Annotated in this window: 22 protein-coding genes; 15 read left to right on the forward strand and 7 right to left on the reverse strand. The window is 40.8% G+C overall.

All coding sequences use genetic code 11. The features are described from left to right. Positions 1-59: 59 nt before the first annotated feature. Both nadC and J4E76_RS15290 read right to left on the reverse strand, forming a co-directional pair. Positions 60-917, reverse strand: coding sequence for a carboxylating nicotinate-nucleotide diphosphorylase (gene nadC, locus J4E76_RS15285; protein WP_208505655.1), 858 nt, complete (start codon positions 915-917; stop codon positions 60-62). Between the two features lie 48 nt (positions 918-965). Next, complete coding sequence (locus tag J4E76_RS15290) at positions 966-1373, reverse strand: DUF4783 domain-containing protein (protein WP_208505657.1); 408 nt, start codon at positions 1371-1373, stop codon at positions 966-968. A gap of 127 nt (positions 1374-1500) precedes the next feature. Here J4E76_RS15290 and gpmI point away from each other — a divergent pair, with 127 nt between their 5' ends. Both gpmI and J4E76_RS15300 read left to right on the forward strand, forming a co-directional pair. Then, on the forward strand, positions 1501-3006 hold the full coding sequence (gene gpmI / locus J4E76_RS15295; protein ID WP_208505659.1) for a 2,3-bisphosphoglycerate-independent phosphoglycerate mutase: 1506 nt from the start codon (positions 1501-1503) through the stop codon (positions 3004-3006). After that, the gene (locus J4E76_RS15300; protein WP_208505661.1) at positions 3003-3581 is read left to right on the forward strand and encodes a hypothetical protein; all 579 of its coding nucleotides are present in this window, start codon (positions 3003-3005) and stop codon (positions 3579-3581) included. Before gpmI ends, J4E76_RS15300 begins: the two co-directional genes overlap by 4 nt. Here the strand turns inward: J4E76_RS15300 and J4E76_RS15305 are convergent. After that, positions 3576-4475 (reverse strand): universal stress protein, encoded by a 900-nt coding sequence (locus tag J4E76_RS15305; RefSeq protein ID WP_208505663.1) that lies wholly within the window; start codon positions 4473-4475, stop codon positions 3576-3578. The genes J4E76_RS15300 and J4E76_RS15305 overlap by 6 nt on opposite strands. A gap of 170 nt (positions 4476-4645) precedes the next feature. Between J4E76_RS15305 and J4E76_RS15310 the strand changes: the two genes are divergently transcribed. Together J4E76_RS15310 and J4E76_RS15315 are read left to right on the forward strand one after the other, a co-directional pair. Continuing rightward, entirely contained in the window at positions 4646-4978 is a 333-nt protein-coding gene (locus J4E76_RS15310) for a DUF6787 family protein (protein ID WP_208505665.1), read from the forward strand. A gap of 24 nt (positions 4979-5002) precedes the next feature. Next, positions 5003-5419, forward strand: coding sequence for a transcriptional repressor (locus tag J4E76_RS15315; protein WP_208505667.1), 417 nt, complete (start codon positions 5003-5005; stop codon positions 5417-5419). Here the strand turns inward: J4E76_RS15315 and J4E76_RS15320 are convergent. From J4E76_RS15320 to J4E76_RS15330, 3 genes are all read right to left on the reverse strand, one after another. After that, complete coding sequence (locus J4E76_RS15320) at positions 5416-5634, reverse strand: hypothetical protein (protein ID WP_208505669.1); 219 nt, start codon at positions 5632-5634, stop codon at positions 5416-5418. The two genes, J4E76_RS15315 and J4E76_RS15320, sit on opposite strands and share 4 nt — an antisense overlap. 54 nt (positions 5635-5688) lie before the next feature. Then, on the reverse strand, positions 5689-7224 hold the full coding sequence (locus tag J4E76_RS15325; RefSeq protein WP_236017495.1) for a sodium:proton antiporter: 1536 nt from the start codon (positions 7222-7224) through the stop codon (positions 5689-5691). A 131-nt stretch (positions 7225-7355) separates the two neighbouring features. Beyond that, on the reverse strand, positions 7356-8408 hold the full coding sequence (locus J4E76_RS15330; RefSeq protein ID WP_208505670.1) for an anhydro-N-acetylmuramic acid kinase: 1053 nt from the start codon (positions 8406-8408) through the stop codon (positions 7356-7358). A 60-nt stretch (positions 8409-8468) separates the two neighbouring features. Between J4E76_RS15330 and J4E76_RS15335 the strand changes: the two genes are divergently transcribed. From J4E76_RS15335 to rsmI, 11 genes are all read left to right on the forward strand, one after another. Next, the gene (locus tag J4E76_RS15335; RefSeq protein ID WP_208505671.1) at positions 8469-9182 is read left to right on the forward strand and encodes a type III pantothenate kinase; all 714 of its coding nucleotides are present in this window, start codon (positions 8469-8471) and stop codon (positions 9180-9182) included. Then, positions 9172-10464 (forward strand): hypothetical protein, encoded by a 1293-nt coding sequence (locus tag J4E76_RS15340; protein WP_208505672.1) that lies wholly within the window; start codon positions 9172-9174, stop codon positions 10462-10464. The genes J4E76_RS15335 and J4E76_RS15340 overlap by 11 nt, the downstream gene beginning before the upstream one ends. Positions 10465-10476: 12 nt before the next feature. Further along, on the forward strand, positions 10477-11799 hold the full coding sequence (locus J4E76_RS15345; protein ID WP_208505673.1) for a hypothetical protein: 1323 nt from the start codon (positions 10477-10479) through the stop codon (positions 11797-11799). Positions 11800-11860: 61 nt separating this feature from the next. Then, positions 11861-12403, forward strand: coding sequence for an LPS export ABC transporter periplasmic protein LptC (lptC, locus tag J4E76_RS15350; protein ID WP_208505674.1), 543 nt, complete (start codon positions 11861-11863; stop codon positions 12401-12403). Continuing rightward, positions 12400-12621, forward strand: coding sequence for a hypothetical protein (locus J4E76_RS15355; RefSeq protein ID WP_208505675.1), 222 nt, complete (start codon positions 12400-12402; stop codon positions 12619-12621). The genes lptC and J4E76_RS15355 overlap by 4 nt, the downstream gene beginning before the upstream one ends. Continuing rightward, on the forward strand, positions 12621-13889 hold the full coding sequence (locus J4E76_RS15360; protein ID WP_208505676.1) for a hemolysin family protein: 1269 nt from the start codon (positions 12621-12623) through the stop codon (positions 13887-13889). The genes J4E76_RS15355 and J4E76_RS15360 overlap by 1 nt, the downstream gene beginning before the upstream one ends. Before the next feature lie 96 nt (positions 13890-13985). Beyond that, entirely contained in the window at positions 13986-16088 is a 2103-nt protein-coding gene (locus J4E76_RS15365; RefSeq protein WP_208505677.1) for a peptidylprolyl isomerase, read from the forward strand. A gap of 70 nt (positions 16089-16158) precedes the next feature. Then, a complete protein-coding gene (locus J4E76_RS15370) occupies positions 16159-16422 on the forward strand; it encodes a DUF493 domain-containing protein (protein WP_208505678.1) in 264 nt (87 codons plus the stop codon). Continuing rightward, complete coding sequence (locus tag J4E76_RS15375) at positions 16422-17117, forward strand: class I SAM-dependent methyltransferase (RefSeq protein ID WP_208505679.1); 696 nt, start codon at positions 16422-16424, stop codon at positions 17115-17117. Before J4E76_RS15370 ends, J4E76_RS15375 begins: the two co-directional genes overlap by 1 nt. Before the next feature lie 3 nt (positions 17118-17120). After that, on the forward strand, positions 17121-17351 hold the full coding sequence (locus J4E76_RS15380) for a 4a-hydroxytetrahydrobiopterin dehydratase (RefSeq protein ID WP_208505680.1): 231 nt from the start codon (positions 17121-17123) through the stop codon (positions 17349-17351). Further along, positions 17351-18028 (forward strand): 16S rRNA (cytidine(1402)-2'-O)-methyltransferase, encoded by a 678-nt coding sequence (rsmI, locus tag J4E76_RS15385; protein ID WP_208505681.1) that lies wholly within the window; start codon positions 17351-17353, stop codon positions 18026-18028. Before J4E76_RS15380 ends, rsmI begins: the two co-directional genes overlap by 1 nt. Here the strand turns inward: rsmI and J4E76_RS15390 are convergent. Then, on the reverse strand, positions 18025-19293 hold the full coding sequence (locus J4E76_RS15390) for an aminotransferase class V-fold PLP-dependent enzyme (RefSeq protein ID WP_208505682.1): 1269 nt from the start codon (positions 19291-19293) through the stop codon (positions 18025-18027). The genes rsmI and J4E76_RS15390 overlap by 4 nt on opposite strands.

The following is a 19293-nucleotide window of genomic DNA, read 5'->3' on the forward strand; positions in this document are numbered from 1 at the left end:
TCAAAATGAAGGCTTCAATCATCTTAACTAAAAAATTGCGTTTGTTTCGAGCCAAAGTGTTATTCTGCTTTTAGACTGATATCCAGACTTTTGATAGAATGGGTAAGTGCACCAACGGAAATATAGTCAACTCCGGTCTCTGCAACCGAGCGAATGGTTTTTTCGGTAATTCCACCGGATGCTTCTGTCTCTGAACGGCCTGCCACATGCTGAACCGCTGCTGTCATTTCTTTGGGAGACATATTGTCGAGCATTATTCTGTCTACGCCACCAACGGCCAGGGCCTCCTGTACTTCTTCTAAGTTTCTTGTTTCAACCTCAATCTTTAGGTTGCGACCAGTCTCTGATAAGTACTTCTTGGTAGCATTGACAGATGCCGTTATGCCTCCGGCAAAGTCATTATGGTTGTCTTTGAGCATGATCATATCATAGAGACCATATCGGTGGTTTACACCCCCTCCTATAACAACTGCCCACTTTTCCAGCATACGCATATTAGGGGTGGTTTTCCTGGTGTCGAGAAGTTTTGCCCCAGTACCTGAGATCAATTCTGTGAGTTGCGCAGTTTTAGTGGCGATACCGCTCATTCGCTGCATACAATTAAGCAGTAATCGTTCTCCACCTAGAATGGCACGAACCTTTCCATGGAGTCTGAGAATGACATCACCAGTCTTTACATGATCACCATCTTTTACCAAACGCTCAATGGTCATTTCTCTATCAAGTCTGCTGAAAATGAGTGGTGCCAACTCCATTCCTGCTATCACGCCATCCTCTTTCATGATTAGGTAGGCTGATTTTACTGCATCAGCAGAAATTGACGCGAGCGAAGAGTGATCACCATCTCCAAGATCTTCCTTGAATGCACGATCTATAAAATCTTCTAATCCCTCTTGGGTTACGTAAGCAGGTCTCATGGTACAAAAGTAGCCAAAAGAGGAGTTCAATAAATGATTTTAGGGGAATTAGCGGTCTTTCGTGAATTCTAAGCGATAGACCTTGTAGACCTTGTTGTATTCTTTTGCTCGAATGACAACGCGGTGCTTTCCAGAAGCTGATTTGTAGGTACCGATGGCATAGATTCTTGCACCAGAGTCATTATCGCCATCATGGATAAACTCAAAACTATCGGCAGGATGTTGTTGAAAGAATTTTTTCAAGACAATCTCCGCTTGGTTGACACTGTATTCCTTGCGGACACCATCGAGCTTGATTTCAACTTTTGAATGCAGATGCTTGGTCAACTCTTTGGAACTACTTGCCTTTAATGCCTCTTCTACATTCTCAATAATGCTTTCAGCGTCCTGTGCGTTTGCGGAAAACGCAACGCAAAGGGCGAGTACTAGAAGTGTGTTTCTTAATAGGTTATACATGTCTAAGGCTTGTATTCGATTCTTGAACGAAAATTGTGCCAAATAGTATGCATCAGAGCATAATGAATTGAAATTAATACAATGCACCTCCACTTACAAACCAGCCTTTAATATTTATATTTGAGGCATGAACAAACGCGTTTTATTGATGATCCTTGATGGTTGGGGACTGGCACAAGATAAGTCGGTTTCTGCTATTGATCAGGCTAGAACACCTGTCTTAGATGGTCTTTTTCAAACCTACCCTAGTTCAAAACTTGAAGCATCGGGTTTGGCTGTTGGTTTACCAGCGGGCCAAATGGGTAATTCGGAGGTGGGCCATATGAATATCGGTGCCGGACGAGTGGTGTATCAAGACCTTGTTAAAATCAATAAGGCCGTTGAAGAAGGGACTTTAGGAGATAATGAAACGCTCAAGAAAGCTTTGAACTATGCTCAGTCTGAAGGAAAGAAAGTCCACTTGATAGGTCTGGTTTCTGACGGTGGTGTACACTCTCATGTCAACCATTTGAAAGGCCTATTGTCTATTTGTGCTGACTATAAGCTGGATCAGGTTTTTATTCATGCCTTTACGGATGGCCGAGATACAGACCCAAAAAGTGGGAAGGCCTTCGTACAAGATGTAATGGACCATGCTGAGAAGACTACCGGAAAAATAGGTTCAATCATCGGTAGATACTTTGCAATGGATCGAGATAACCGTTGGGAACGCGTTAAACTTTCCTATGACGCCATGGTCAAAGGTGAAGGTTTGAAAACTGACGATCCAATTTCAGCCATCCAAACTTCTTATGATGAAGGGGTGACCGATGAGTTCATCCAACCCATTATCAATACGGAGGGTGCCAATATTGAAGAAAGTGACGTAGTAATATGTTTCAACTTCAGAACGGATAGAGGCCGAGAAATTACTCAGGCATTGACACAGTCAGATTTTCCAGATCAAGAAATGACTAAGCTTGACTTAAAGTATGTGACCATGACTAATTATGACTACTCCTTTAATGGAGTTGAAGTAATGTTTGATAAAGACAATTTGACGAACACACTTGGTGATGTACTAGCTCAGGCGGGCAAAAAGCAGATAAGAATAGCAGAGACAGAAAAGTATCCGCATGTAACTTTCTTCTTTAGTGGCGGAAGGGAAACGGAGTTTGACGGTGAGAAAAGAATACTATGTCCATCGCCTAAGGTGGCCACATATGATATGCAACCTGAGATGAGCGCAAATGACATCAAAGGTGCAATTGTTACAGAATTGAATGCCGGAGAGGTTGATTTTGTCTGCCTGAATTTTGCAAATGCAGATATGGTAGGTCATACTGGAGTATTTGAAGCAGCGGTCAAGGCCTGTGAAACAGTCGATACATGTACCGGGCAAGTGTTGGAAGCAGCGCTCGCCAATGACTACACTTCCATTGTAATTGCGGATCATGGAAACTCAGACATTATGATTAATGCTGATGGCTCACCAAATACTGCGCATACCACAAACCTTGTACCCTGTATTCTAGTTGATAAGGATATGAAACCTGAAATGAAGGATGGTAAGCTTGGAGATTTGGCTCCGACTATACTAAAATTGATGGGTGTTCAAATTCCTTCAGAAATGACAGGCAACTTTCTTCTATGAAAAGACTTCCGATTACTTTAATTATACTCCTGTTCGCTTTGGTGACCAACTGCTCTTCCCAATTGGAAGGAGATAAGGATGACATCAATTCCTACTTCGATTTAGGTGGCTTGCTTGATCAAGAGATCAAAAAACTAACCAGTCAAGGAGCGACTTTAGAAAAGTTACTTCAAACAAATGATGAGGAAGAAAAGATCACACTTAGCCCTGATTCTGCCCAATGGCATGAACAACTAATGCTATTTTACGAAGCAGACATCAACAAGCCAGGGTTCATAGGAGAATATTTCCAAGAAGAATTACCATCTATCAGTGGTATTTCTAAAGTGATTTATACTTCCAAGAGTCAGAGGCATCCCGTGCAGGTGATGGAGTGTTTTTATGAGAATGAATCCATGACCAAAGTTCGTCTCTTGGTCAAAGAAATCAATGCCATATATAGTGTCACTAAAGAGTTGAGCCTTTACTTTGATGAAAACGGCTTGAGCAGTTTTGACATAAAAGGAGAAGAGTCGATGCGACTAAAGAAAGATTTGAATTATAAAATTCAGGGAGCGATAGTGAGGTCTTTATAGCCTGAACAGTGCTTCTAGAAAACTCATGTTTTCCTTTCCTTTCTTGACTAAAAAGAGAGGGATATCCCGATCCTCCATTAATAACTTCTCCGCCACACTGCCAATTAAGAAAGCAGCGCCACTAGACCTTCCTTTTGACCCTAAAATGATCATATCTACATTAAGCTCAGCGCCCGTCTTATAGATTTTATCGGCCGGGTGAGGGTCATCATCCAGAGCGTAAGTATGATCATATTCAACTCCCTCCAGGTTTATTTTCTTGAAGAACCGCTCACACTCTGCTCTGGTATTTTCAAGCATGATATCTGCAAATTCCTCGTAACTCTTTCCTGATTTGGCATAGCCCACAGGCACGCGATATACATTGTTACTCAAAAGTTTAGCGCCCGATTTCTTCTGTATATCAATGCCTATTTCAAAGGCCATTTGAGAGTGTTCAGAATAGTCGATCGAGACAAGCACTTTTCCGAGCTTGTTTTTTGGCTCCTCAGGTACAAAAATGATTGAGGAGGCTGTTCCCTTGGCAATTTTTCTAGAGTTAAGCCCACTTCCAGTAAGGGTTTCCTTTCTGCCTAAGAGCATCACGTCTACCACTTTGACCTTTGCAAACTTGAGTATTTCATCTGTGACAGTACCAGCCAAGACATTAAGACTGATGTCGCAGTTTTCAGGTGTCACGAAGTGTTCGTTAATAACCACTTCCATTTCTTTCATCAATGTCTCATCGACAGGAGCAATTACATTCCCATATTTTTCCTGAATCTCTTCAGGTAGCTCAAGAGAGGTGGTCACGTGAAGAAAGTAAACCGCGTCAATTCCAAAAACCTTAGCGATCATTGAAGCATACTTGACTACGAATACGTCCATATCCGAAAGATCAAGTGCGACTAACATTCTTCGAAACTTACTTAAATCATGCATGGCTGAAGTTAGGTTTGTACGGTAATTTATTGAATTAATCACGCCTATTCCACCCCCTGATGAAATTTTTGACCCAAAAAGCGAAGGTTTTTTTAGATAAACAGCTGGCTTAATTACCTTTGCAGCCTTTAAACCGAGTGAGTGTGGAAGAGAAATCGTATTTAAAGAGATTACAGGACAAGTGGGGTTTAAAATCTCTGTTTCAGACCATCATGGTCCTAATTGTTTTTGCATGTACGGGAAGTACTGTGCTTTTTATCAAACCATTTCTCTTTGATCTAATCGGTTTTGATAGTATCGAAGGAATAGCAGGTATATTGCTATACATAGTCATGATATTCCCCCTCTATCAAATTTTGATATTGATCTATGGATTTATTTTCGGTCAGTTTGCGTTTTTCTGGGCATGGGAGAAGAAGATGGTCCACAGAATGACAGGTCGTGGTAGAAAAGACAGGGCATCAAAGAAGGCTTAAAGTCGGTTTTAATTATATTTAGGCGTGGAAGCACAGGTTAAGAATTTATTGAAGGAACATTCATTGAGACTCACTCAAGGTAGAGCTGATGTTATTTCTATTTTCTTAAATCGAAACATAGCTATATCACATGGGGATATTGAATCCGATGTTGATGGTAAATATGATAGGGTAACTATTTATAGAACCTTAAAGTCGTTTCTTGAAAAGGGACTAATCCATAAGGTGCTGGATGATTCAGGAGCAACACGATATGCTCTTTGCAGCGACAATTGTAGTGAGGTGAGTCATCAACATAACCATATCCATTTTAAATGTCAGGTCTGCAATGAAACAACCTGCCTTGACAACGTCCATATACCAGACGTTGCATTACCCAATGGATTTAAGGTTTCAGAGAGCAATTACCTTATCACAGGTACTTGCGATAAGTGCAACTAGACCAAAACTTCCTCTTTGCTAGATGACAACACTTTAGGGTCATCAGGCCATATAATACCAGGGGGCAAGTCAATCTTTGGAGAATTTGAAATGGCTTCCCCTCCATCGTCATCCGAACCTTTTGACTTTCTCTTTTTCATCAATCGAAACGTCAAGTAGATTAATAGCACGTAAGTCAGCCCACTGAGAAAGATATCGTAATAGAATGATTTCATAGGTTCTGTTAAACCAATATACTTCAAGTAGCAGAGAATAGTTGCGCTGGATGGCTAAAAAACGAAGAAGATAAGCCAAATAACAAAGAAGATTGGCAATAGAATTGGTATCGAGTACCGGAGAATGTAGCCGAAGAAAGAAGGCATGTGGATACCAGTTTGCTCAGCGATTGACTTAACCATGAAGTTTGGCCCATTGCCAATGTAGGTCATGGCACCAAAGAAGACAGCACCAACTGCAATGGCCATAAGGTTGACAACAGAGTTTTCGTAAACTCCGCCAGCTGCATAATCCTGAACATTCGCGATCACGCTGATGTCTCCTCCTTGAGAAGCCAATGCGGCTGCTAAGAAATTCAAGTAAGTAGGAGCATTATCTAGGAAGCCTGATAAGATGCCAGTTCCCCAGTACAATGAATTTGGACCAATTAAATCAGCACCGGATGGCGATTGTGCAAATTCACTAACCAAGGCGAGTGCTGGCATCATGGTACCAAAAATGCCAACAAAAATGAATGCTACTTCTCTTATTGGCTCGAAATTGAATTCATTGCCATCGATAGCCTTTTTATCGGCAAACTTAAAAGAGAGGAAGCCAACAGAAAGCATAATAATTTCTCTGATAAAGGAGAATTTCTGACCATCATAAACAATTGCCGGAACACCTTCAATTACGTTGGGATCAATGAAAACGGCACCAATAATGATTGCCAACCATAAGAAGTTTTTACTGCCTACAATGGTTGTCTTATTAGTGAATTGTACCTCAGGTTCTAAATCAAGGTCTATGTCTTTGTTACGAGCATCAAAGAAGTAGAATAATACGGCAAGTATTAACAATGCCACTGCCCATGGCAAAATGTTTTGAGTCAGTGTCCACATGAATGGGACACCCTTTAGGAATCCAAGGAAAAGTGGAGGATCGCCAATTGGCGTTAATGCACCACCAATATTACTTACCATAAAAATGAAGAAGATGATATGATAAGGCCTGATGCGTCCTTTATTCAGTCGTATAAATGGACGTATTAAAAGCATCGATGCTCCTGTAGTTCCGATAAGATTTGAAATAACAGCACCAACAATCAATAGTCCAACATTGGCCATTGGGGTCGCTTTTTTATCCACATTGATCATAATGCCTCCAGAGGCAATGTAAAGGGATGAAAGCAGTGCTATAAACTGTACATACTCGGCTAAGGCGTGAACGGGTGCATGCGTATCATGTAGCGCAAACAAATAGTATATGACCACCAAAGTGGCCAATGAGACAGCAATAAGGGGGTAATTCTTATGCCAAAAGTGTTCATAGAACAACGGTCCAGTAGCAATCATGCCCAATAGAAGGACAAAAGGAATGACCGTCCAACCCGGAGGCGCTCCGTGATGTTCTCCCTCAACTTCTCCATGGCCGTCATCTGTTTTGCCATGAGTGTCTTGAGGGGTATGATCATCAGGAGTGTCATGGTCCTGGACAAACTCTAGATTAGCGCCTTTCAATTCAGAAGAGTTTTCAGCAATCAAAGTGGCTTTGGGCAAGAAAATCCCAAGCATTATTATGACTACCAAGAAGTGAAGACTCTTTAGCATGAAGGTTGATGTGAGTTGCTAATATATAATTAGTTCGTCAAAATTCTTATTCGATAATTCGATTAGAATTTAACTACTCAATTTTTTTGAATGTTATCACAACACCAAGTTATTCCAACAAGAGCAAATATTTAGACCTTATGAAGGTCACCCCCGCTGCTGTCAGTGCTTGCCCCCGTAACGGAGGATAGGCAATTTGGTTGATCCAAATGCCTTAAAAGACCTAGATATGCAAAAACAAGTGCCTCTTTGAAATTAATCGTTTGCTGATCTGGAATTGATATCGTTGTTGAAGTGTGTGATTTTAGACGGTGAATGAAATAGTCGTGAAAAGCCCCTCCACCGGTAATCAGTGTTTTATCACTTTGCGAGCCTTTTAGTGCTTTGCCAATTTCCATTGCCACATGTTCGGTAAAAGTGCACATTTTGTCTTCAATAGAAACCTTGGACGAGCTAACAATAGGCTGCCAAAACTTTCTGTAGTCCTCTATACCGAGTGATTTTGGAGCGGCCGCTGATAAATATGGGATGTCACTCAGTGCTTCCAGTAGAGTATTGTCAACCTTGCCTTGGCTAGCCAAAATTCCCCTATCGTCAAAATCAAGACCTATTTCATTCGCTAAGACATTGAGTGCCATATTAAATGGGCAAATGTCATAAGCTAATCGCAGTCCATTAAAATCATAAGAAACATTCGCTATTCCTCCCAGGTTTAGACAGTAAGAATACTCTGAAAACAAGTCTCTATCACCAATTGGTACCAGTGGTGCTCCCTGACCACCGAGCGAAACATCTTTAGCACGGAAATTATTAATGACCGGAAAGCCTGATGATTCTGCAATGTGTGCTCCACTACCAATTTGGAGAGTTATGCCTTCTTCAGGTTGGTGAAAGATAGTATGACCGTGCGATGCTATAAAATGAATGTTAGCATCGTTATTTAAGAATGTCTTTACAGCCTGACCTATGAATTTGCCTAATAAGGTGTCCAACTTTTGTATTTCTACCTTGGTAAGGTCAACAGCTGCCCGAAGGCTACTTTGTAGGGTTTGTGGATAAGCGACAGTCTCAGATTTATCGATCACGAATTGCCATCCTTTGCCCACCTTCTTGAAAGTCACTAAGACCAAATCCAAGCCATCAAGGGATGTACCCGACATGATACCAACAATTTTATACTGCATTTGTGGTGGTTTAGGTATTCACAAAACTAAACTTTTCGTTATAATTGCCATTCATTTGATATGAATCTCGTAATCGATTTTGGAAACACCAATATTAAGTGTGGCGTATTTGACGCTGACCGTCTTATAAATTATTTGACATTTGCTGATTTGCGTGAAGCCCGAGACTTTATCAATAAAGATATATACTATCAAATGGGTGTTTGTTCGGTGAATCAGTCGAAAGAATACATACTAAAAGCTGTCCCTGAACTCAAAAACGCACTTTTCCTATCTTATGACACGCCTTCCCCGCTGAAAATTAACTATGACACTCCACTGACTTTGGGGATGGATCGGTTGGCCGCAGCTATTGGTGCAAACACAATATTTCCTAACAAGCCACTAATGGTAATCGATGTCGGTACTTGTATTACCTATGATTTTGTAAACAAGGGCGTTTATGAAGGCGGCATTATTAGTCCCGGAGTAGAGCTTCGATACAAATCAATGAACGATTATACCAAGAACCTTCCATTACTTAATGAAAGAGAAAGTGAAGTACTTATTGGTAAGTCAACTGAACAAAGTATGGTGAGCGGAGTGGTCAATGGAATCATCGGTGAAATAGAATCACATATCTCACAATTTATGTTAAATAATGCTGATTTAAAGGTGATTATGACTGGTGGTGGAGCCAAAATATTTGAATCTAAAATAAAATCTGACATCTTTGTAGCCCTCGAAATTGTGCTCGTTGGAATGAATCGTGTTTTGGAATACAATGTGGAGTAAAATCAGAATTTCATTAGCTCTTATCTCGAGCTTATTTTTGTTTAATGAGGCTTCTGCTCAGTACGATCAGTCGAGTTATTCAATAATCGGTCTTGGAACTGTCAATTGGGGTGGTTACTCCCATAATGCTGCCATGGGTGGGCTTGGTGTTTCCTATGGTGACAGACTATTTTTGAGCAATGGGCTTAACCCGGCATTAGGCGCCATCAACTTGGAGGCAGTCTTTCAAATGGGCGGCTCTCTAGATATCAGACAGTACACCCAAGGTCAGACAGTACACAACACTACAACTGGAGGGTTCAAAGATTTTGGTCTAAACCTGCCTATTAAACTAGGTAAATGGAATATGGGTTTAAGCCTAAGTCCATATTCAGCGGTTAACTACGGTTTTATCAATAGAAATGAAGGCGGAGGGCCAGAGGGATCTACTACTGTGGTAGAAGTTGGCGGTACTGGTGGTATTGATAAGCTTTCTCTAACAAACTCATTTAAGTTGAATAATCTATTGATAGGCATTGATGCCCAATTCCTATTTGGTTCTATTCAAAAGGAAGACCTCTTCTTCTTAGAAGGACTCTCCCAGGCAGGCTTTGGTAATACAGTTGTAGCTAGAAGACAAAGTTTCCATAACCTGTCTCTTGGCGTTGGTGCAGTTTACCAATTACCATTGGCCGAAAGAACTAAACTCAATATTGGTGGTTTCTATCATCCAGAGATTAAAGTAAGACAAAATACACTAACTACTTTCGAGAATCAAACACAGAGTGGTGTGGCTTTCAGCACAGATACATTGGTGTTTGATGAGGCGGATAAAAAGACGGTGCTCGTTCCTCAGAAATTTGGATTTGGTATTTCATATGAAAAAACTAGAGCGCTTACCATAGGCTTGGATTTTCTTTCACAAGATTGGTCATCATATAGAGATGAAGATGGTGCGGCAGAAACCGCTTATGGAAATTCTTACCGATTAGCACTGGGAGGAACCTTCGTTCCAGACTATGAATCAAGAAAACTGTTAAGTTTGACAACTTTTCGCTTCGGAGTTCACTACGAACAGACACCTTTTTTGGTCAATAACGAAACGATTGACGATATTGGGCTTAGTTTAGGTGCGTCATTCCCTTTAAATGCTGTTTGGGGACAGGCACATATAAACTTAGGAGCAACTATTGGAAGAAGAGGAAGTGTCTCCAATAGCTTGGTAAGAGAGAATTACTTCAAAGTCCATTTAGGATTTAGCTTGCAGGATGTTACCTGGTTTACTAGACAAAGATTTAACTAAACTACTATTACTATGAGATTTAAAGCTCTACTATTGACTGCCATGCTGGCGTTGTGCACAACAGCACAAGCCCAGTTCTTTTGGCCTGAAGATCCAGAGCAAAGGTCAGATGCTCAGACATTATGGACGTTGTTTGACGATACCTATGGTCAGGGCGACTATGAGGCTGCCAAGCCTTTTCTGGAAAAAATTGTTGAGAAGTATCCAACCTTAGGCACAGCGGTGTATATCAATGCCATTAAGGTGTGGAAAGATACTTACAGGAATGAAAAAGATGCTAGTCTAAAAGCAGCAGCTGCCGATAGAATCATGGAGCTGTATGAATTGAGATATAAGAACTTTCCTGATGAGAAGGCTAAGGTAATTGACAGACAGGCAATTGATGCTTTTCAATATTACTACTTGGCAAAGCCCAAAACGCAAGAGCTGCTAGACCTTTTTTCTGAAGCTTATAAGATGAAGGGAAATAATGCTTATTACCCTTTGGGTAGATATTATATGAATATAGCTGCACTGGCTTACACTAGAAATACAGGCATTACTGACGAGGAAATATTGAAGATTTATGATACATGCACCCGTCATATTGACTTTCAAACCGCAAAAGCTAAATCTGAAAATAAGAGCTTAAAGCGATATGTTTCTATTAAGGAGTTTATAGATAAAAAATTGGTTGATCTTAACTTGATTGATTGTGAATTCATTGTTGAAAAGTTAGTTCCCGAGTTTGAGCAAAACCCGGACGATGCTGAATTGGCCAATAAAATTTTCGTTTATGCCTACGAGGGAGGTTGTACAGATGCCGAGTGGTTTGTTACTGCCGCAGAAAGAGTATTTGAAAGCGATCCTCAATATGGTGTCGGTTATTTGTTGGGAGCGAAATTTGGAGCTGAAAAGAATTTCGATAAATCGAAAGATTACTTCATGAGAGCCGCGGAGGTTACTGATGATAATACCGATAAAGCCAAGGCAATCAAGCAAGTAGCCGTTACAGAAAGGATTCAAAAGAACTTCCCTGAGGCTAAGAAGTATGCTCTTCAAGCAGCCGAGGTAGACCCTACTTTGAAAGAAGAGATGTTCACTTTAATCGGTGATATGATCATGGGTAGCTTAGAATGTGACGCCAAGAAGAGTCAGGTAGACGATAGAGCAAGATACATCCTTGCCTATGACTACTACATGAGAGGCGGTAACACAATGAAGGCAAGTTCAGCTAGCGAACAATTCCCTACAATGGGTGACATCTTTACTGCAAATAAGGAAGAAGGTCAGTCGGTATTTGTTGGGTGCTGGATTCAGCAAAACGTTAAGTTGAAGAAGAGACCTGACCAATAGAAACGAGAACAAAATATTAGAAACGGTCTTCTTCGATTTCGGGGAAGACCGTTTTACTTAAATGAAAAAGCTTTTCACATATTACCCTCTGATTGTTTTAGTACTGCTAGTCAATGCTTGTTCCCCCGATGACCAAAAACTATCAGAGATGGAAGAATATACTGGCCCTTTGTTCGAATCGGACAATGTCGAAATCAATTTAAGCCAGTCTACCATTACTAAGGTGATCATGAAGGGGAAAAAACAGCTTCGACATCAAAATGATGATATAGAATTTCCGGAAGGTATTGAGGTTACTTTCTTTGATGAGTTGGGCGAAAAGACATCAATATTGACTGCCCAAAAGGGATTTAAATCGGCTAAAGAAAATGTATATCGCGCCAATGGTGACGTGGTGGTTCGCAACTTAGAAAAACAGGAAACACTGAGAACTGAGGAACTTTTTTGGAACCCTGAAACTGCCAAAATTTATACTAATAAGTTTGTTACAGTGCAAACACCGACTGAACTCATTAGGGCTGAAGGTTTAACAGCTCCTCAAGACTTTTCTACCTACGAGTTTACAAAAGCTAAAGAGGGCAAATTCGAAATACAGGAGAATTGAAGAATCTAGGAGACACCATAATCTTTTCTTTGACCGTTGTCACTTTTATTATTGGGGTGCACCAAACCATGACCTTTGGCATTGGTTACGCCTATTTCATTTTCATGGTCTCAATGGGTTTGCTATTTTTATATAGGTATCGCATCGCCAAACGAAAGGAAAAAGAAAAATTGGAAGCGGCTAAAAAGACAAAATCTAAAAAGGGTAAAAAACGTTAATGGACCCTACTCAGTTAACGATCATTCTCGTATGCTTGGTGTTTTCAGCATTTTTTTCCGGAGCTGAAATCGCTTTTGTCAGTGCAAGTAAACTTCAAATTGAACTTCAAGGTCAGCAGGGGAAACTGGGAGGTAGAATCTTATCTTTTTTTACCAAAAAGCCTTCTCGTCTAATCAATACGGCACTTGTAGGTAATACAATTGCTCTTGTTATCTATGGTATCTATATGGCAACCCTTTTGGAGCCATGGATTGCCGAAAGACTGCCCGAATCGATTAACACAACAAGCACGGTAGTTCTATCTCAAACCATATTGTCTACTATTATTGTATTAGTGACAGCAGAGTTTACACCTAAAAGCATTTTTCTGATTAACCCCAATAGTCTGCTGAATATTTTGTCCATTCCGCTGATCATTGTCTTTGGCCTAATGTTTCCATTTGTCTGGATAATAGAGCAAATGTCTCGGTTCATCATCATCTATGTACTGAGGCAGAAGTATGCAGAAGATCGTCAGGTCTTCGGTTTGACAGATCTTGGTAACTATATCAAGAGGAATACACATGAGGATGTGAAGAAGGCTAAGATTGAAGTAGACACTAAGATTTTCAATAATGCCCTTGAGTTTAAGACCGTAAGAGTTCGAGAATGCATGATTCCTAGAACGGAGATTTCGGCAGTCGATGTTGAAGACGACATTGAGGAACTGAAGAAAGAATTTTATGAAAGCAGCCATACAAAGGTGTTGGTTCATAAAGGGAGCATTGACGAAATAATTGGTTACTGCCATGTACTTGAGCTATTCAAAAAACCCCAAGACATTGAAAGCATTCTCACCCCTATACTAATTGTTCCGGAAACCATGCTCGCCAATGAGCTGATGATCCAATTCATTCAAGAGAGAAAAAGTCTTGCATTGGTTGTCGATGAGTTTGGTGGTACCTCAGGTATCGTCAGTCTTGAAGACGTGATTGAAGAGATATTCGGAGAAATCCAAGATGAACATGATGAAGATGAAGATTGGGTCGAAGTTAAGCTAGGTGAGGGCAAGTATAAGCTCAGTGCACGGCATGAAATTGACCATCTAAATGATACCTACAACTGGGATATTCCAGAAGGGGAGTATGACACTTTGGGAGGGTTTATTTTATCAATAACTGAAAATATTCCTGAAGTTGGAGACATCATCGAATATCCACCATTTGAGATTAAAATTGAGACAATGGAAGATGCAAGAATCGATAATGTCTTGTTCACCATCAAATAACACGGAGACATCTGATTTTTAGGGAGTTTTGTCCCCTTTTTCCTTTGATTTTAGGCCATAATTCCGTTATGTTTGCGCCTGTTTAAAAAATAACCGATGGCAATAATTAATACGCTTCGTGAGAAAATGGGAAAACTACTGATCGTAGTAGTTGGATTGTCAATTGTGGCTTTCGTCTTAGGCGACCTTTTAGGCCAGAATTCGACTTTGCTAGGTAATGGCAGAAACGTAGGAGAGATTGACGGAGAAGAAATTACTCAGGAAAACTTTGCTACTATGGTGCAGAATGCTCAGCGAAATTCTGGCTACCCTTCTGGCAACCCGCAAATCATGCAGTTCTTGAGAGATCAAGTATGGAACAGCATCATCGCTGACGTAGCTTACTCAAATAAATTAGACGAATTAGGATTGGAGATTGGTCCTAATGAAAGAGTTGATATGGTTCAGGGCCGAAACCTTTCGTCTGAAATGAGCAATTTCTTCTTGCAAAGAATTGGATCTAACGACCCAACAGCAATCAAGCAATACTTGTCGAGTATTCAGTTCGATCAGAATGAGCAATACCTTTTTGCTTCTTATGAGCGTCAGGCTATGATTCAAAGAACTATTCAGAAGTTTGAAAACCTTTTGGCTAAAACGGAATATGTGACGCTCGCAGAAGCACAGAAAGCTTATCAAGAGCAATTAGGCTTCAGGTCTGTAGAATATCTATCAGTTCCTTTTTCAAGTGTGAGCAATGATCAGATAGGGACGATTCCAGATAACGAAATTAAAGCATACCTAGACAGTCACGAAGATGAGTTTACTGTAGACGAGACAAGAGCCATTGACTTTGTTTCATTCCCAGTTATCCCTTCGGCACAAGATACTGCTCAGTATGATCAGCAAATGGCTGACATCAAGGCAAGGTTTGAGACGGGAGACAATGACTCAATTTATGCTTCGAGCATTACAGAGCAGGGTAATGGTTTCATGGAGTACGATCCTACCGCACTACCAATTGCTGTAGCCGATCAATTGACTTCTCTTAAAGAGGGTGATATCATTGGTCCTAACCTAGAGAATGGTATCTACACGATTCATAAATTGACAGAAATTGTTCCTACTGCTGATAGCGAATTTGCGAGAGCAAGTCAAATCGTTTTCAGTATAGCTGGAAAATCAGTTTCTGAAATTGCGGGTGTAAGGGCTAATGCAAATGATATTCTGCGACAAATTAGAAATGGTGCTGATTTTGCTGATATGGCAAGACAACATAGCGAAGGAGCTTACAACAATGTTGGAGGTGATGCCGGTTGGATGAAGAAAGGTGATACAAGAACTGTAGACATCGAAGCAGCAGTATTTGGTACTACAAGAAAAGGCTTGATCAGAAGACTGATCGAAACGGACAATAACATTTACATTGTAAGTGTAACTGAGCCAAAAATCAAAAACAGATACAAAGTAGCTCAAGTAATAGTGGAGCTCATCCCGTCAACTCAAACCATTGATGAAGTCTATAGAAAAGCAGGCCTTTTTGCCAGCGATGTTAATAACGTTCAGGAGTTTAATGACTATGCTGCTGAGAATGGTTATTCGGTATTCAATGGTAATGGAATTGACAAGAACGCAATCTCAATAGGAAGATTGACTAATGCTCGTCAAATCGTTTCTTGGTTATATGGTGAGGCCTCAGTGGGAGATGTTAAAGATTTTGACTTGGAAGATGAATACGTTGTAGCAGTTTACAGAGACAAGACAGAAGAAGGAGTTCAGCCTCTAGAAGATGTCAGAATTCAGATTGCAGCCAAACTCATGAACGAGAAGAAAGCTGAGTTCATCAAAGCTAAAATCAACGGACTATCAGGAAATGTTAGTGCTATGGCAACTGCTTACGGACCTGAAGCCAGCCTTTATAGTAGCAACGCGTTAAAACTGGCAGATGTGAGTTTGCCAAATACTGGTGTTGCCCCTGAAGCTATCGGTGCTGCTTTTGCTCTTCAAAATGTTGGTGACAAGACTAAACCATATGTTGTGGACAATCAAGGTGTGGTTGTGCTAGAGTTGAAATCAATTTCTAGCGCTGCCGAAATTGGCGACTATACATCCTACGAAAACCAGATTCTACAAGCAGCGTTTGCTGCGATTCAAGGCAAGCTAAGGCAAGCCGTTATTGATCGAGTAGAAGTTGTCGATGAACGATACAAATACTTTTAACTAAGAATCGGCCAATTGGCCGATTTTTTTTTGCGTAACTTTTTTCAGGCTATTGATGTTATTTTGATCCATGAGTCAATTTACAACCGAAGAATTCAAAAAGAAGCTGGACGATATCCATGATTTTCCAACGTTATATATGTTTAAGTTCATAGTAACCGAAGACAAGAAAAGTGAAGTAAAAGCGCTCTTCCCTTCTAGCGAGTTGAACTATAAGCCTTCTAGCAAAGGAAAATATACAAGTGTGACAGCCAGAGTAATGATGCAGTCCAGTGATCATGTTATTGATATCTATAAGAAAGCACAGAAGATAGATGGTATTATAGCCCTTTGATGAATAGAAAGCTTTTCATACTGATAGTACCAATACTCCTATTGTCTTGTGGAGGTAGCAACCTGGAGAAAAAAGAGGAAAGCAATCCTTCTTCTGATAGTACACCTAGTGTTACTGAACGGGCATCCACGGGAAGAGAGGCAATCCAAGTTGATATTGAAGATCCCAAAAGAACACAATGGCAAAATCCAGACTTGATCCTAGATCGAATAGGAGACCTGACGAATAAAACTGTGGCGGATATTGGTGCAGGTTCTGGATACTTTACATTTAAAATTGCCAGAGATGCATCCAAGGTCATTGCCTTAGATATTGACCCAAAGGCCCTAGAATACATCGATAGCCAAAAAGAGATTGTTGGAGAATGGTCTAACAATATCGAGTCCAGATTGACTCCCCCTGACGTGCCTAATCTTTTGGAGGGGGAAGTGGATATTGTCCTCATCGTAAATACCTACGGCTATATACCCAATAAAGAGGTGTATTTCCCTCGTCTCTTGAATGGTATGAAATCTGGAGGTCGATTAGTTATCGTTGATTTCAAAAAAGGTGAGATTCCAGTGGGGCCAGCAGACGAATACAAGGTAGAACCAAGTGATGTCAGGTCTTTTTTAAGAAAGTCCTCTTTCAGAAAGATCGACATTGACGAAAAAAGTTTACAGTATCAATACATTATTACAGCCGAAAAGAAATAAGCCATGTGGAATGAAGTAGATAACAAACTGGTAAGAACTTTTGAGTTTAAAGATTTTGTCGAGGCATTTGGCTTTATGACACGCGTTGCGATAGCAGCAGAGAAGGCGGATCATCATCCCAATTGGTCAAATGTATACAATAAGGTCACTATCGAATTGACTACACATGATGCAGGAAATGTGGTTACAGATAATGATCGTAACTTAGCGCGAGTCATTGATACCTTGGCCTAATGCCAGAAAAGATCAACCTTTACTTAGTACCAACTCCCATTGGGAACCTCGAAGACATTACGCTTAGAGCACTCCGAGTGCTTAATGAAGTAGATGTAATTCTCGCGGAAGACACCCGCACATCAGGAAAGCTTTTAAAGCATCACAACATTACCAAGCCGCTTCAGAGTTACCACATCTTTAATGAGCACAAGACTGCTGAAAAGCTGGTTGAGCGTATGGAGAGCGGTGAAGTATTTGCGCTGATTTCAGACGCAGGAACGCCTGCTATTTCAGACCCAGGGTTTCTTTTGGTAAGAGAAGCTTTAAAAGCGGGTTTGGAAGTGAATTGTCTGCCAGGAGCAACGGCTTTCGTTCCTGCTCTTGTGAATTCAGGTCTACCCTCAGACAAGTTCGTGTTTGAAGGATTTCTGCCACATAAAAAAGGACGCCAAACACGCCTGAAATTGTTAGCGGAGGAGGAAAGGACCATTGTATTGTATGAGTCGCCTCACAGGCTCATAAAAAGCTTAGAGCAGCTAAAGGAATTCTTAGGTGATCGTCAAGTTTCCGTGTCTAGAGAATTGACCAAGATGTTTGAAGAAACAGTCCGAGGTACTATCACTGAAGTAGTCGCTCACTTCACGGAAAAAGGTGTCAAAGGAGAATTTGTATTGGTTATAGACGGAAAGTCTTAAACCGATTTCAAAGCCTCAACCAAATAGTCAACATCGGCTTTGGTTGTAAATACCGATAGAGAAATCCTAACTCCGTTAATACCGTGGCTTCCTATAGGCCGACAATCGATCATGTGGTTGTCAAACAAAGCCTTCTTAACATCACCAACCTTCCTGCCGATCACTTCTACGTTTTGAATGGCACAAGAAAGATCAGCAGCTCCGGGCGTTTTTAACTTGAAACGATCATCCGCTTCAATTTTTCCTCTGAAGTAAGCCTTCAAATCTCGAAGCCTGGCCTCACGTTTTTCGGCACCAATCAAGTTATAGTAATCTATAGCAGTACCCATACCGAGCAATTCAGGATAGTTACGGGTGTTATAGTTTTCCAGTCTTCTGATGGACTTGTCTCTGAAATGAGCACGAGAAACAATAAGTGGCTTCAAGTGCTTTTGTGATTCCTTTCTAGCATAGAATACGCCCATTCCTTTAGGGGTAAACATAAATTTATGACCACTGCCAGCATAAAAGTCACAGCCCAAATCATGTAAATCAATCTTGAAGGTGCCAGCTGTTTGTGCAGCATCCACAGCAACGAGAATACCTCTCTCATGGGCCATAGCACTTACCTCCTTGACCGGAAGAATCATGCCATTGGTATTGGTGCCGTGCACCATAGAAATCACTTTCGTGTTGGGGGTAATTGCTTTTCGGTAAACTTCCACCAACTCTTCCTTGCTTTCTGGTAGAATGGGAAGTTTTGGCCTAACGATTTTGAAGCCTCTAATCTCTTGCCAATGTTGCCAAGGCACGGTACCGCTTGGATGCTCATGATCGGCCAAGATCACCTCGTCACCAGGTCCTAATTCTATAGAATGTGCGACAAGATTCATCCCTTCGGTGGTATTATGCACCATCGCGATTTCTTCTTTATCCGCAGAGAACATGTCTGCAATTTTTTGACGAGTCGCTTCCTTTTCATCTTGCCAGCCACCCCACATATACTTCGAAGGGAATCCATCTAGAAGTGCCCTAAACTCATTAGTAGCATCAACCACTAATTTGGGACATGGTCCAAGGGAAGCATTATTGAAATAATAGAGTCCTTTTGCCATCGAAAACTCACTTTTAACAAGCTCCCAATAATCTTCATCATTATCATTTGAAGTAAGGTCGAAACCTGTTTTCTCAATTTTTTCAAGAAAGGAGGTTCTCATTCCACTAGCGAGCAACGAGGACGCTGCAATCCCGGAGAACGAATACTTTAAAAGGTTTCTTCTATCCAT

This window comes from Roseivirga sp. E12 (assembly GCF_017592825.1).
Taxonomy (GTDB): Bacteria; Bacteroidota; Bacteroidia; order Cytophagales; family Cyclobacteriaceae; genus Roseivirga.